Annotated in this window: 8 protein-coding genes; 3 read left to right on the plus strand and 5 right to left on the minus strand. The window is 61.1% G+C overall.

From position 1 onward, the window contains the following. The first annotated feature begins 5 nt into the window (after positions 1-5). The gene (locus QRN10_RS08795; RefSeq protein WP_181077663.1) at positions 6-383 is read left to right on the plus strand and encodes a response regulator; all 378 of its coding nucleotides are present in this window, start codon (positions 6-8) and stop codon (positions 381-383) included. Positions 384-691: 308 nt separating this feature from the next. On the opposite strand, the gene QRN10_RS08800 is transcribed toward QRN10_RS08795, so the two are convergent. The 5 genes from QRN10_RS08800 to QRN10_RS08820 form a co-directional block, all read right to left on the minus strand. Further along, on the minus strand, positions 692-4,534 hold the full coding sequence (locus QRN10_RS08800; protein WP_285428211.1) for a DUF8038 domain-containing protein: 3,843 nt from the start codon (positions 4,532-4,534) through the stop codon (positions 692-694). Between the two features lie 133 nt (positions 4,535-4,667). Beyond that, positions 4,668-6,338: an ATP-binding protein gene (locus QRN10_RS08805; RefSeq protein ID WP_181077659.1), complete on the minus strand. Its 1,671-nt coding sequence runs from the start codon at positions 6,336-6,338 to the stop codon at positions 4,668-4,670. Continuing rightward, positions 6,335-7,837: an ATPase domain-containing protein gene (locus QRN10_RS08810; RefSeq protein WP_181077657.1), complete on the minus strand. Its 1,503-nt coding sequence runs from the start codon at positions 7,835-7,837 to the stop codon at positions 6,335-6,337. Before QRN10_RS08810 ends, QRN10_RS08805 begins: the two co-directional genes overlap by 4 nt. Positions 7,838-7,983: 146 nt before the next feature. Beyond that, positions 7,984-9,042 (minus strand): tetratricopeptide repeat protein, encoded by a 1,059-nt coding sequence (locus QRN10_RS08815; RefSeq protein WP_181077656.1) that lies wholly within the window; start codon positions 9,040-9,042, stop codon positions 7,984-7,986. A 76-nt stretch (positions 9,043-9,118) separates the two neighbouring features. Then, entirely contained in the window at positions 9,119-10,012 is an 894-nt protein-coding gene (locus QRN10_RS08820; protein ID WP_266249731.1) for a bestrophin family protein, read from the minus strand. A gap of 241 nt (positions 10,013-10,253) precedes the next feature. Between QRN10_RS08820 and QRN10_RS08825 the strand changes: the two genes are divergently transcribed. Both QRN10_RS08825 and QRN10_RS08830 read left to right on the plus strand, forming a co-directional pair. After that, on the plus strand, positions 10,254-11,903 hold the full coding sequence (locus QRN10_RS08825; protein ID WP_285428212.1) for an AMP-binding protein: 1,650 nt from the start codon (positions 10,254-10,256) through the stop codon (positions 11,901-11,903). A gap of 21 nt (positions 11,904-11,924) precedes the next feature. Next, complete coding sequence (locus QRN10_RS08830) at positions 11,925-12,692, plus strand: SDR family NAD(P)-dependent oxidoreductase (protein ID WP_253507724.1); 768 nt, start codon at positions 11,925-11,927, stop codon at positions 12,690-12,692. Positions 12,693-12,697 lie beyond the last annotated feature (5 nt).

Here is a 12,697-nt window from a genome sequence, read left to right on the forward strand (position 1 = left end):
TTCCCATGAGTGAAGATGCACAAGATGTCGTACTGATCGTCGAAGACGACGAATCCATTATGTTTGTGTTGGGTGAGTACCTGGCGGGCCTGGGTTACCGGGTCTTGAAGGCGATCAATGGTGAACAGGCCTTCGAAATCCTGGCCACCAAACCGCACTTGGACCTGATGGTCACCGATTACCGCCTGCCGGGTGGCATTTCCGGTGTGCAGATCGCCGAGCCGGCGTTAAAGCTGCGGCCGGAGTTGAAAGTCATCTTCATCAGCGGCTACCCCCAGGAAATCCACGACTGCAACAGCCCGATCACGCGCAATGCGCCGGTGCTGGCCAAGCCGTTCGATCTGGATACGCTGCAGGAACATATCCAGCGCCTGCTGGCGTGAGTGGTGCGGCGCTTGTCAGGCGCCGCTAATGCCAACGGTTCAGTAAATTCAAGACGATTGAAAATCGGCCGACGGATTTCTTCTGCTGAAATTCGGCGCGGTTGCTGGCCACTATCCTGCAACGAGACCTCTACACGCCGCATGGCAGCGTACTGTGCTACAAGCACGCCATCGCAAATTTCAAGGGCTCCCGGGCGCTGCAAAAACGTTGCGCGCCTGACAGTTTTTTGTGGTGAGCAAGCCGGTTCACCACCACAAAACTCTCATTTCCCCAGGTTAGGTATCACTGAAGATAGGTATACCTATGCTCAGGCAAGCACGCCCCTGATGCTGGATTCCAGGGTGCTGGAGGGTGTGAACACTATGTCAAAGCCCGCGCCCGTGTCCATGAACTCTTGAATGCCCGCCTGTTGCTCCGCGCCAAGTGGGTAGACGTTGGCTTTACCTGCGGTGTTGGGCACCTGTTTTGTACCACCAAGGGCGTGATCCAGTGCATGTGAGTTTGACTGATAGAGGTGCAGTTGGCCGTCCGGGGCTTTCTGAAGGTAGACGGCATGAACAATTTTATCTTTGTTGTAGCCGCCTCGACTCACAAAGGTCATGACGCCTGATTCGTTGATATGGGCGGCATTGAAACTAGTTTTGCGCGTGCCGGGGCCAATTTTCATGACCTGGTTATAGCGCTCCGATCCGCCATTGAGGACTTCGGGGATGATCTTGTTGAATGCGGTGTCGGTGATTTTTTTGTCGGCTTGAGCAGTGCGCAAGGCGGTGGCGTAACAGATATCCAACTGAGGCTCTTTATCCAACTTTTTGAACAACGCGACCAGATTGTCACTCAGCTCTGCACTGGAAAGCACTTTGGGTTCGAAACCCTTGAGCGCCGGGCCGAAGGGCTGCCGCGTCGCTGGGTTAAAGGCATGCCAGTTGCCCGTCTTTTCATCCAGCCGGGCAAATAGCGCCAGCTCGTCGATTGCGTTGGACGATTTGATCCCACCCTGGGCGATCCCCGGCGTCTTTGTGAGGGCCACGGCGTCAACTTTGGTCAGGGCCGCGCGCAGTTGCTTGAAGCCTGTGCGTGTGGCTTCGTATCCACGTCGCACCGATTTGACTGCTCCTCGGGCCAGATCCGCCACGCCGTCCAGCGGGTTGATCGCCCCGATAGCGGCGCGGCCGATAATTCCGGTGAGTCTGGACGCTTTGCTCAACCCACTGGCCGCACTACGCAGCACTTTTGCGCCCTTGCCTACAACGCCGGTGCCGGCCGTCAAAAAGCCCAACGCATCAAAGGCCAGGTCCGTGATTCCGCCGCCGATGTCACCTTTTGAAAAACTGACGATCGCCGAATAAAAGGGGATCAGGTTAAGTACAACTTCCTGGATTTGTTTGTAGGTAGGCACTTCCTGGTCAAAGGTGGTCAGCACCTGGCCTTGTTGCTGGATTTTATTGACCAGACCCAGTTCCTGCGTGACCGTGCGCGCAATCGCCTTGGTTCGGTTACTGTTAAAACTCTGTGGCGTTCGCTCGTCAGGCGGGGTTTCCTCGGTCAGGCCTGGAGCGCTGTCGAGGCCATCGGCCGATAGCTTTACCGGCACCATGTCGTAATGAAAGTGCGTGTGGACCGGGGGTTGCCGTCCAGGCTCGAACAATCCCAAGTCGGGGCGCTGTTTGATTGTCCCATCTACGTTGATCTGGTAGTGCCGAGTGTGCGCATTGCGTGTAGTACGGAAGATCAACTCCGTGGGTTCGGGTTCGTTCGAAGCGCCGTTACCTACTCGCCGGGTAGCCCCGCCGAAGTTGTCCTGCCTGACGCCGACCTCCCGGAATACGCTCAGCGCGCCATATTGAAAGTCTTTTTGTTCCTCGAGCGGCAATTGCGAGAGGTTGAAGTTGATACCGACTTCGACGCTTTTTTCCATTCCCTTCGCATAAGTTGAAATGTCCTGCCTGAACGCGCCGATGAGGTCAGGCCCCTCCTTCAACTTACTGGCCACGTCAGCAATATCCAGCTTGTCGCTGAGCGAGACCCAGCGGTAGTCGGAGCCCGACGTTTGAGTAATTGTCTGCTGAGCCGAAATGAACGGATAGAAACGACCAGCCTTGAAGTTATCGAGCCCGGAAGATTTTCCGGGCAACGAGAACAACCGCTCCTTCAGATAGAGGTCCTTGATTGAGTATGGTCCCGGAAAATCCACATGTGCCGGGGAGAGCTGGATGACCTTCGCTTCCAGGTCGACATCCGGGCCTAATGTCGCTCTCAAATAGTCATCCGTTCGTTTGTGCAAATCAGGCACATCGCTGCTACGGGCCTCGGACGCCTGCTTCAATGCTCGGATCTGCTCATTGAAGGCGCTGCGCACCCGTTGCATCTGCCCATCGTTATACACATCGTGCGGGTTCGATTCGATCACGCCATTGGCCACGCCCCAGTCCTTGAGCGCAGTGTTCTGCGCCTCCCATTCGACCTTGCGTTGCGTTTGCGTGACAGGCGCCGTGCTCGCCCAAGTCATCACCTGGGAGTAGGACATGTCTGCTGTTGCACCGGGCGTTGCAGATTCGATACGCGCCACGGCGGTGGCGAAACTGACCCAGCCATGTGAGCCGTAGAGCAGTTGCTCGGGGAGCCCCTTGACCAGAAACTCCGGGGCCCTTGATGACAGCAACAGATGCGCCTGTAAGCGCGCCTTCTCGGGCGAGGACGAGCGACCGGTGGTTTCCAGGTGTTCGGCCAGACGCGTGACGACCTGCGAAGCGGGCCTGCCCCAGTGGTGATCGCCGGCCAGGTTGAAGCCGGCCACCCGGGTTCGGGTTGACGGCGCGTTAGGCGCGGGGGCGTCCGTATCCTGACTTAAGGCCGCCAATAGCCAGTCATTAACGCTGCCTTTGATCGAGTTGGCCTCGAACTTGGCTTGTATAGCCCGTCCAAGCGCCTGTCCTTTGCGCGATTGAATCAGTCTGTCGAGAATACCGCGGGCATTGGCCAATTCCGAGGGTTCCAATGAAGCGCCGTGCAGCAAGTACTCAAGAACGTTCTTGTAGGAGCTTACATCCAGGTCGCCCACGGTAGCGTGCCGCAGCGTACTGCGCAGTGTCAGTTGGCTCTGCTCGTCAAGAGGCATGGGCCAGGACAACGCGCCGCTGTAGTCACCAAGCGCCGGGCCTTTCTCCAGCGTCTTGGGCAGCGCGTCCAAAAGGTTTTGCACTTGCTCGGCGTTGGTGGGAAGGTCCCAGCCATTTTGCAGGATGTAATCGTTGAGGCTGACCTTCGCGCCAGCCTGCGGGGCGAAGGCCTGCCCCCAGGTAGAGTCGGGATGGATATCAAGTCGGGTGCGCTGCAGATAATCAACAACTTCGTCACTCAAAACACTGCCGGAGTCGAGGCCACTGCTGAGGTGGCGCAACTCGCCCTGCAGGAAGTAAAGGTTACTGTTGTCGCCCAGTACCCGTTTCTGTTCATTGAGCGCCTCGTCGCTGCGTGCGGCATCGACAGCCGGGTCCCAATCTCTGACGAAGGTCAGATCACGTTCCAGCTGCACGGCTTGCTCTTGCGCTTGCGTCGGGTGGCTGGTGCCCGGTTGTGAGTAGAAGTTGCGCACCAGCTTCAGTGGCGCGCTGTCGCTGTGCTCGGTCAGCGGTGGTTTGAAAGCGTAGAAGTTGGAAATGGCACGTCCTGCCATCATCAGCGGCCCGCTGACCGTTGCCCAATCCTTGTTTTCCGGACCGACTACTGCGCGCTGTGGCGGCTTAGGTCCGCGATTTTTCAGCTGGTAGAACACCTGACCGGTATCCGGCTTGATTCTGATGCTGTCAGGGTCTGCGCCCACGCGTCTTATCCAATCGAGCACCTCGGGGGACTGCATCGCGCTTCCCAATTGCTTCCACCATTGTCCGAACGTCGAGTGCATGGGCATTGCTTCGACCATGATCGCATTGTCCTTCTCCGGGTCGCCGGCGATCTGGAGCAGCGTTTTGGCATAACGAAAGGCCATTTCGTTGTCGCCGGACACGGACACACCCTGCACCCCTTGGGGCGGTTGCCCAAGGTTCACCTGGGCCGCGCGCCCGACCGGTGGCTCGCGTACAGCGAGCTGCGTTGGGGCTTGAGCCTCGACGGGCTGGGTGAGTAACGTTCGAAGGGAAGAGATCATCATAGGCAAGTAACTCGCTGGCGTTCAGAAATAACTCAGCGCAGAGCGCGCGGACCTATTGCTGAGTAACCGTTACTTGTAGGACCGTTCCACGATGCCACGGGTCGAATGTTGCGGCATGTTGACGCTGCGTCGATTACGCCCGGATCATCTCCCGCACCTTGGCCGTCAACAGATCAAACGTGAAGGGCTTGGCGATCAGTTGCATCCCAGGCTCCAGGAACCCGCCGCGCACCGCCGCATGCTCGGCATAACCGGTAATGAACAGCACCTTGAGGTCTGGCCTGATCTGCCGGCCGATTTCGGCCAGTTGCCGGCCGTTCATGCCGGGCAGGCCAACGTCGCTGATCAGCAGGTCGATACGCTGGTCCGACTCGATGATCGGCACGGCGGTGTTGGCATCGCCGGCCTCGACGTAGGCATAGCCCAGTTCCTTGAGTACCGCACTGACCAGCACGCGCACTGCGGCGTCGTCCTCGACGATCAGTACCGTTTCGCCTTCGTTGGCGAACGGCAGCAGCGTCGGATTGCTCGCTTCATCGGCGACCACTTCGCCGACGAAGCGTGGCAGGAACAGGCTGACTGTGGTGCCTTTGTCGACTTCGCTGTGAATGATCACGTGACCCCGGGATTGGCGGGCAAAGCCGTAGATCATCGACAGCCCGAGCCCGGTGCCTTGGCCAATCGGCTTGGTGGTGAAGAACGGATCGAACACCCGGCCCATGACACTTTCGGGGATGCCGCACCCGGTGTCGCTGACGCTCAACTCAACGTAGTCGCCGGGCGTGAGTGAGCCGTAGGCGGCGGTGAACACGCTGTCGAGGTGGCGGTTGCTGGTTTCCACCGTCAGTCGGCCGCCATTGGGCATGGCATCCCGCGCATTGATCACCAGGTTGAGCAGGGCGCTCTCCAGCTGGTTGGGGTCGGCTTCGGCGGTCCACAGTTGCTCGCTCAAGCGCATGTTCAGGCTGATGCTTTCGTTAATGCTGCGTTGCAGCAACTCGCCCATGGAGGTGACCAGTCGATTGATCTGCACCGGTTTGGAATCCAGGGACTGGCGGCGGGAAAACGCCAGGAGCCGGTGGGTCAGCCCCGCCGCCCGGTTGGCGGAAGTCACGCCCAGGTCGATCAGGCTGTCAAGGTCGTCGAGCTTGCCGCGGGCCACGCGCCGGCGCAGCAATTCCAGGCTGCCGATAATACCGGTGAGCATGTTGTTGAAGTCATGGGCGATGCCGCCGGTCAACTGACCGACCGCTTCCATCTTCTGGGACTGGCGCAACGCCTCTTCATTGCTGCGCAACTGCGCGGTACGTTCTTCGACCTGTTGCTCAAGCGTTTCCAGGGTGCGCTGCAGGCGCAGTTCGCTGGCGCTGAGGTCGATCAAGCGATCGCGGGCCTCGTACTGGCGGCGTCGCCCACGCAGGGCTGCGCTGACCAGGCTGATCAACGTTACCGGATGGAACGGCCGCTCGAGGAAGGTCACGTTACCCAGCAAGCCACTGAGGTCCGACGAACCGTTCTGCTCGCTGCCGCCGTGGTGAGTCAGCAGTACGATGGGCAGGTCCGACCACGCCGGTTGACGATGCAAGTGCTCCAGCAATGGCTCCAGATCGACCCCCCGCAAGGCTTCGGCGGCGATGATCAACAGGCCGGCACCTTCTTCCAGGGCCTCGCACAGCGCCATGAGATTGCTGGCAATGATGCCGCTGTAGCCGGCTTCGTTGAGCATCATCAGCGCCAAGGTGCCGTCGCGGCCCAGAGGCGCCAGAACGATAGCGCGCTCGGAGGCGGGTGCCAGGGCCGTCACTCTCCCTCTTCCTTCAACAAAGGCGAACCGGCGCCCATGTAGGTAGGAATGCCACGCAGGACGCCCTGGAAGTTGGCCAGCGGTTCACCGACGGTCATGCCCTGGTGACTGATGCGATACTCGCGAATGGTCGACTCATGGGTGCCCGTGCGTTTCTTGATGATGGAGATGGCGCGACGCACTTTGCCCTGTGCTTCGAAGTAACGCAGCAGGATCACGGTGTCGGCCAGGTAAGTAATGTCGACCGGCGCCTGCATGTCGCCAACGAGGCCATGTTGCGCGACGGTCATGAACGTCGCCGCGCCACGACGGTTGAGGTACAGTAACAGCTCGTGCATATGCAGGATCAGGGCGTTTTCTTCAGGCATCGCGGCCTGATAGCCGTTGATGCTGTCGATCACCACGGTCTTGATCCCGCGCTCATCCACGCAACGTCGCACGCGGTGGGAAAACTCACCAGGCGACAGCTCGGCGGCGTCCACCTGTTCGATCAGCAGGTTTCCGGTCGCTTGCAGCGCGACAAGGTCAATGCCCATATTGCGCATGCGTTCGAACAGCAGCCCCAGCTCTTCGTCGAAGATAAACAGCGCGGCCTTTTCCCCACGCGCTACCGCGGCGGCGGCGAAGATCATCGAAATCAGCGATTTGCCGGTGCCCGCCGGACCCAGAATCAGGCTGCTGGAGCCGGTCTCGACACCGCCGCCCATCAACGCATCCAGTTCGTGGATGCCGCTGCTCAGGGTCTGGCGCACATAACCGCCACGATGCTCGGCCGCCACCAGGCGCGGGAACACATGAATGCCGTCGCCCATGATGGTGAAATCGTGGAACCCACCGCGGTATTTCTGGCCGCGGTACTTCACCACGCGCACGCGGCGGCGTTCGGCGCCATAGTTGGGGGTCAGTTCTTCCAGGCGGATCACGCCGTGGGCGACGCTGTGCACGGTCTTGTCCAGGGATTCGGTGGTCAGGTCGTCCAACAGCAGCACCGTGGCGTCATAGCGCACGAAGTAATGCTTGATGGCGAGGATTTGCCGGCGATAACGCAGCGAACTCTGGGCAAGCAGGCGGATCTCGGACAGGCTGTCGATCACCACGCGGGTTGGCTTGACACGCTCGACCACTTCGAAAATCTGCCGGGTCGCTTCACCCAGTTCCAGGTCCGAGGAGTACAGCAGGCTCTGCTGGTGCTCGGCGTTGAGCAGGCTCTCGGGCGGGGTCAATTCGAAGATATGGATATTGTCGTCCAGGTCCCAACCGTGGGACTTGGCACCCTGGCGCAGCTCACGCTCGGTTTCGGACAGGGTGATGTACAACGATGTTTCACCGTTTTTCGCGCCGGCCTGCAGAAAATGCAAGGCTACGGTGGTTTTGCCGGTCCCTGGCTCACCTTCGAGCAGAAACAAATGGCTGCGGGACAACCCACCGGAAAGAATGTCGTCGAGACCTTCAATGCCGATGGCTGCTTTTTCGGTTAACAACGCTTTAGATGTAGACAAGAAGTGCCCTCAGGTCACATACGAGGAGATGTGCGCACCCGTTCGGGCGCGCCTTAAGCACTTGACCGTTGGCTGTTGCGGGGGTTCAACGTTTTGCGCGGGTTTGTGCGCGACTGCGGCTTTTTTTCCAACTTTTTGTATAAGCCTTACAGGCCTTGCTGCAGCGCCGGGTCATCCGGGTTCTGTTGTTCGAGCTGGGCCAGCAATACCTGCACGTTCTGCAACTGGCCGCTCTCTTTCCAGTAGTTGATCAGCAACACGCGCGCCTTGCGGTTGGCCGGGTGGCGCTGGACGATTTCTTCCAACTGGCGCTGGGCAGCTTCCAGTTCCTGCTGGGCGTGCAGAGTGGTGGCCAGGTCGTAGCGGTAATCCTGATTATCCGGTTCCAGCTCTACCGCTTTGGACAGGCCGAGCAACGCATACGTGCGCTCGCCATGGTGCAGCAGCCACAGGCCGAGGGCGTGCTGCAGGTAAGCCGACTCCGGATGCGCCGCCAATTGCCGGGCCAACAGTTGCCGCGATTCGTCGGTCTTGCCCTGTTTGTCGAGCAACTCGATCTGCGCCACCACCGCCGGCAGATTGTCCGGCTGCAGGCGTGTGGCCTGTTCCAGCGCATTCTGCGCCTCGGGCAGCAGCGCGCTGTGGATGTACAGGCGCGCCAATTGAATCCAGCCTTCAGCGGTTTCGGGCTGGGCCTTAAGGTGTTTGACGTATTCGTCCAGCACCTGTTGCAGCGGGCCGAAATACAGGCCCAGGGCGTCGGGCGACAGGCCGAGCAGGGCATTGGCGGCGGCAAAACGAACGCGTTGCTCCGGGTCATCCAGCAGCGGACCGAGCAACAGGGTGCGCTGGCCGCTGGGCACCAGGCCGACGATGCTGTGGATCGCCGCCTCGCGCACCAGCGGTGCCTCGTGAGCCAGGTCCTTATCCGCCAGCTTCAGCGCCTGGGGGCTGGGGTAGTTGGGCAATTCGGCATGCAACGCGGCACGGCGTTCCGGCGACAGGTCCGGGCGCGCGAGTTGCTGGTACAGCACGCGCGCTGCGCCGGGCTCGCCGTTATGCGCCTGTTTCAACGCTTTCGAATAGCCTTTGGCAATGGCAGGCGGCACGGCCACTTGGGGGGTGTGGGTGAAATACCCAATGATCAGTCCGATAAACAACAGGGCGCACAGGCCGACGAGGGCGTAACGGCGTGACTTTGACATGCAGGCGTCCGAAAGCGTGGGCAGCTCGTTTAAAGCCGCAAGCTTCGACCAGACCACGGCAGGTGTCAAACCCGCATCAGGTGAGCACGTATTCCACCGGCTCCAAGGCCGGCGGCAGCTGCGTCACACCGAGGGCGGCCAGCACCTCGCGCTCCAGGGTGCGCAGGATCGCGTTGCAGGGCAGATCGTTCTCGTCAAAGCCAAACGGGTCTTCCAGGTCATCGCCGATTTCGTCGAGGCCGAAAAAGGTGTAGCTGACAATGGCGGTGAATACCGGCGTCAGCCAGCCGAGGGGTTCGGCCATGGCGAAGGGCAGCAGGATGCAGAACAGGTAGATGGTGCGGTGCAGCAGCAGCGTGTAAGGGAAGGGCAGCGGCGTGTGCTTGATCCGCTCACACGCGGCCTGCACCTGGCTCAGGCTGACCAGGCGAGTTTCCCACTGGGTGTAGCGCCATTCGCTGATTGCGCCGCGCCCGGCCAGTTCGCTGAAGCGCGCGCCCACCTGCTGCAGCACTTGATCGGGCAGGTTCGGGTGGTCGGCCTGCGCCTGCGTCCACGGTTGTATGGCCGAGGCTTCGTCTTCATGGCGCAGACGCGCGATCAAGCCGTGGGCGAAGCCACACACAGCGCGCAACACGTGCGCTCGCTCGGACGTATCGGTCAGCACCTGGGTTTGCCGAATCAGCGAGCGCACTTCGATCACCATCTGACCCAGTTGCTTGCGGCCTTCCCACCAGCGGTCGTAGCAGGCGTTGTTGCGAAAACTCATGAAGATCGACAGCGACAGCCCGAGCAAGGTGAAGGGGGTGGCATTGACCTTGGAGAAGTACGCCGGGTGCAGGGTTTCCACCAGCACGATCACCGACGCGAGCAACGTCACCAGCAGGCTGCGCAAGGCAATGCGCTTGGCAATCGACCCCTTGAGGGAAAACAGGATACCCAGCAGGTTGGGTTTGGGACGCACGATCATCGGGCGGGAGCTTCTCAGGTGGCGCAGCTCGTCAGGGTAGAAGCTGACGGGCAGGGCGTCCAATCGCTTGGGCCGACCGCTTCATCGGCGCGGTCTATGATCAAACGCGGCATTGGCCAAAACAGTCAGCCATGTTGAAGGCTTTGACCATTGCTGGTGAAGCGCGCTGGAGCGACTATTTCCGCGGTGCTTGTCGTAAAAAAACGTCCTGAAAATAAAAACGACCGAAGGATTCCAAGCGATGCGTGACTATTTGGCCGCCACCACCGAATTTGATTATCCGCTCACCGTCGAGGCCACTCTGGCCGGCAGCCTGCAGGGCCTGAACGCCTGCGTCGAATGCTGCGACCGTTACGCGTTGCCGGGGCGCATCGCGCTGTTCTGGGAGGGCAAGGACGGGCGCAGCGCCACCGTCACTTTTACCGACCTGCAGGACCAGGCGGCACGCTTCGCCAATTTCCTCCTGGCCCAAGGTGTGAAGCGCGGCGACAAGGTCGCCGGTCTGCTGCCACGCACGGCGGAGTTGCTGGTGGTGGTGCTGGCCACCTGGCGCATCGGCGCGGTGTACCAGCCGCTGTTCACCGCGTTCGGCCCCAAGGCCATTGAACACCGTTTGAACAGCTCCGGCGCGGCGCTGGTGGTTACCGACGCGGTAAACCGGCCCAAGCTCGCCGAGGTGCAGGGTTGCCCCCTTATCGTCACGGTCGCCGGCCCCAAGGGCGAAGGCATCGTGCGCGGCGACTTCAGTTTCTGGGCCGAGCTCCCCACGTATTCCAACCTCTGCGAGCCGGTGCTGCTGAGCGCGGAGGAACCGTTCCTGCTGATGTTTACCTCGGGCACCACCGGCCCGTCCAAAGCACTGTCGGTGCCGCTCAAGGCGATTGTCGCGTTCCAGAGCTACACCCGCGACGCCGTCGACCTGCGGCCCGAAGACGCGTTCTGGAACGTCGCCGATCCGGGCTGGGCCTACGGCATCTATTTCGGCGTGACCGGGCCGCTGTCCATGGGCCACCCGATTACCTTCTACGACGGCCCGTTCACCCTGGAGAGTACCTGCCGGGTGATCAACAAATACGGGATCACCAACCTCACCGGTTCTCCCACCGCCTACCGTTTGCTGATTGCCGGCGGCGAGCAGTTCGCCCGTTCGATCAAGGGCAAACTGCGCATTGTCAGCAGTGCCGGCGAGCCGCTGAACCCGGAGGTGATCCGCTGGTTCGCCGACAACCTCGGCGTGACCATCCACGACCACTATGGCCAGACCGAGTTGGGCATGGTGCTGTGCAATCACCATGGCCTGGCTCATCCGGTGCACGTCGGCTCCGCCGGGTTCGCGTCGCCGGGGCACCGTATCGTGGTGCTGGACGAGGCGTACCAGGAATTACCCGCCGGCCAGCCCGGCATCCTGGCCATCGACCGCGAGCAGTCGCCGATGTGCTGGTTTGCCGGCTACGAAGGCGTCAAGACCAAGGCCTTTGTCGGCAAGTACTACCTCAGCGGCGACACCGTGGAGCTGAACCCGGACGGCAGCATCAGTTTTGTCGGACGCAGTGACGACGTGATTACCACTTCCGGTTATCGCGTGGGCCCGTTCGACGTGGAAAGTGCACTGGTCGAGCACCCGGCGGTGATCGAGGCGGCGGTGGTCGGCAAACCCGACCCGGAGCGCACCGAGTTGGTCAAAGCGTTCGTGGTGATCAACGAGCAATACCGCGCCACGCCGGAACTGGCCGAAGAACTGCGCCTGCATGTGCGCCAGCGCCTGGCCGCGCATGCCTATCCACGGGAAATCGAATTCGTCAGTGACTTGCCCAAGACCCCCAGCGGCAAGTTGCAACGTTTTATCTTGCGTAATCAGGAAATCGCCAAAGCTCAAGCAGCGGTGGCGTGATCCCTTTTTAAGGACACAACGATGCAGATTGAAAACAAGGTATTCCTGGTCAGCGGCGGCGCTTCGGGCCTCGGCGCGGCCACCGCCGACATGTTGGTCGGTGCCGGCGCCAAGGTGATGCTGGTGGATTTGAATGCCGACGCCGTGGCGGCCAAGGCCCGGCACCTGGGCGACAACGCCCGCAGCACGGTCGCAGATATCAGCCAGGAAGCGGCGGCTGAAGCGGCGGTGCAGGCCACGGTGGCGGCGTTTGGCGGACTGCACGGGCTGGTCAATTGCGCCGGTGTGGTGCGTGGCGAGAAGATCCTCGGCAAGAACGGCCCTCATGGGCTGGCGAGTTTTGCGCAGGTCATCAACGTCAACCTGATCGGCAGCTTCAACCTGCTGCGCCTGGCGGCGGCGGCCATCGCTGAAACCGAGGCCAATGCCGAGGGCGAGCGCGGCGTGATCATTAATACCGCGTCGGTCGCCGCATTCGACGGGCAGATCGGCCAGGCTGCATACGCGGCGTCCAAAGGCGCGATTGCCAGCCTCACCTTGCCCGCCGCCCGAGAACTGGCACGCTTTGGCATCCGTGTGATGACCATCGCCCCCGGCATCTTCGAGACCCCTATGATGGCCGGCATGACTCCCGAAGTACGCGACTCCCTGGCCGCCGGCGTGCCATTCCCGCCGCGCCTGGGCAAACCCGCCGAATACGCCGCGCTGGCGCGGCACATCATTGAAAACAGCATGCTCAATGGCGAGGTGATCCGTCTCGACGGCGCCTTGCGCATGGCGGCCAAGTAAGGAGG

Source organism: Pseudomonas sp. lyk4-R2A-8 (genome assembly GCF_030209095.1).
In the GTDB taxonomy this organism is placed as follows: Bacteria; Pseudomonadota; Gammaproteobacteria; order Pseudomonadales; family Pseudomonadaceae; genus Aquipseudomonas; species Aquipseudomonas quebecensis.